This is a genomic window from Pedobacter sp. HMWF019 (assembly GCF_003061025.1).
GTDB lineage: Bacteria > Bacteroidota > Bacteroidia > Sphingobacteriales > Sphingobacteriaceae > Pedobacter.
Map to the genome: position 1 here is coordinate 1 of NZ_QAIL01000102.1, position 2190 is coordinate 2190.

The 2190-nt window shown below is 40.7% G+C and carries 2 protein-coding genes and 1 pseudogene; 1 reads left to right on the top strand and 2 read right to left on the bottom strand.

Annotated elements, in window-relative coordinates:
- Positions 1–218 (top strand): hypothetical protein (locus tag DBR11_RS30080; RefSeq protein WP_233260671.1); only part of this gene is annotated, 218 nt, incomplete at its 5' end.
- Here the strand turns inward: DBR11_RS30080 and glmS are convergent.
- Both glmS and DBR11_RS06525 read right to left on the bottom strand, forming a co-directional pair.
- Positions 205–2043, bottom strand: coding sequence for a glutamine--fructose-6-phosphate transaminase (isomerizing) (gene glmS / locus DBR11_RS06520; RefSeq protein ID WP_108550799.1), 1839 nt, complete (start codon positions 2041–2043; stop codon positions 205–207). The two genes, DBR11_RS30080 and glmS, sit on opposite strands and share 14 nt — an antisense overlap.
- A 19-nt stretch (positions 2044–2062) precedes the next feature.
- Positions 2063–2190: pseudogene (locus DBR11_RS06525) on the bottom strand (dTDP-glucose 4,6-dehydratase); the annotation flags it as partial.

A 2190-nucleotide genomic window follows, 5' to 3' on the forward strand; every position in this document is an offset into this window, starting at 1 on the left:
CACTTACAGGGAATGCCCTAAATGTCGTCAGGGAGAACTGGATACCAGAGTTCCAAGAGCACCCCTATTTAAACATTTTCTCTTTTGGATGCCTTATAAAAGATACAGGTGCAGCAATTGCCAGGTCAAGGTGCACATACTCGATAAGAAATAAAAAAAAGCCGTTTGGATATCCAAACGGCTTTTTTTTATTTCGATACTTTTTTATTCAACAGTAACCGATTTGGCCAGATTTCTTGGCTGATCCACATTACAGCCTCTCAAAACAGCAATATGGTAAGACAACAATTGCAATGGTATAGTTGCCAGTAGTGGTAAAAAGGCCTCACTCGCATCCGGAATCTCAATACAGTAATCTGCCATCTTCTTAACTTCAGTATCACCTTCAGTAACAATAGCAATGACCTGCCCTTTTCTGGCTTTTACTTCCTGTATATTACTGATCACCTTTTCATAAGAAGAATTCTTTGTTGCAATCACTACAACAGGCATTTCCTCGTCAATTAAAGCAATCGGACCATGTTTCATTTCGGCAGCCGGGTATCCCTCTGCATGGATATAAGAAATCTCTTTTAATTTTAAAGCGCCTTCCAGGGCAACAGGGAAGCCACTACCTCTTCCAAGGAAAAGACAATTTGTGGAATCTTTAAATTTCTCTGCAATCTCTCTGATCAATAAATCAGATTGCAGAGCCAGTTCAATTTTTTCAGGAATGTTCTCCAGTTCAGTTAAGAGTTCAACCATTTTAGAATTGGTTACCGTTCCTCTCTGCTGTGCCAGGTTAAAGGCAATTAGAGTTAGTACAGTCACCTGAGCAGTAAATGCCTTGGTACTAGCCACTCCAATCTCAGGACCTGCGTGTGTATAAGCACCCGCATGTGTAATTCTTGGAATAGAAGCACCAACCACATTACATACACCAAAAATGGTTGCTCCTTTTTCTTTGGCCATCTCAATAGCCGCCATGGTATCTGCAGTTTCTCCTGATTGAGAAATGGCAATAATTACATCGCTTTCATTGATGATCGGGTTTCTGTATCTAAATTCCGAAGCATATTCCACTTCAACTGGAATACGCGCATATTCTTCAATTAAATACTCTGCAACCAGGCCTGCATGCCATGAGGTTCCGCAGGCCACAATAATGATGCGTTTTACATTTTTAAGCTTATCTGCATATTCATTGATACCACCCAGCTGAACTCTTCCTTCTGAAGGGTAAATACGGCCCCTCAAACAATCTCTTACAGACCTTGGCTGCTCATAGATCTCTTTTAACATGAAATCATCATAGCCGCCTTTTTCCAGCATTTCCAGTTTCAGTTCCAGTTCCTGGATATATGGAGTCTGGATCACATTGTCCAGACGTTTAATCACCAGCTCGTCCCGCTTCAAAAGTGCAATTTCGTTATCATTCAGGTAAATTACATTCTTGGTATACTCAACGATCGGTGTTGCATCAGAAGCAATAAAGTACTCTCCCTCTCCAACTCCAATCACCATTGGGCTACCTTTTCTTGCTGCAATCAGTTGATCCGGCTGCGCCTCATCCATCACCACAATAGCATAAGCACCGTTCACTTTATGAAGCGCTAATCTTACTGCTTCTAAAAGATCTACATTTTCAACTTTATAGATCTCTTCAATGAGGTGGATTAATACTTCTGTATCCGTATCACTGTTAAACTCGTGACCTTTGCTTTGAAGCATTTCCTTAAGCGTAGCATAGTTTTCTATAATACCATTATGGATAATGGTCAGATCGCCTGCATTTGAGGTATGAGGGTGGGAATTGCGGTCGCAAGGCTCACCATGTGTTGCCCAGCGGGTATGACCTATACCGATGGTTCCTGTCAAATTTTTACCTTCGGCAAAATTTTCCAGTTCCACAACCTTTCCGGCCTTTTTGAAAATATTTAAACCTGCATCATTGATCAGTGCAATACCAGCACTGTCATATCCGCGGTATTCTAATCTTTTTAGTCCTTTAACTACAATTGGCCACGCTTCTCTGTGACCGATGTATCCGACGATTCCACACATAAATTAATAGGTAAGATGTTTATGATTGATATTGAGTATCATAATATTTTATATAGTCACCAGAAGTCACATCAGATAACCATTCTTCATTTTCCAGATACCATTCCACCGTTTTTTCCAGACCTTCTTCAAACTGCAAGCTTGGTA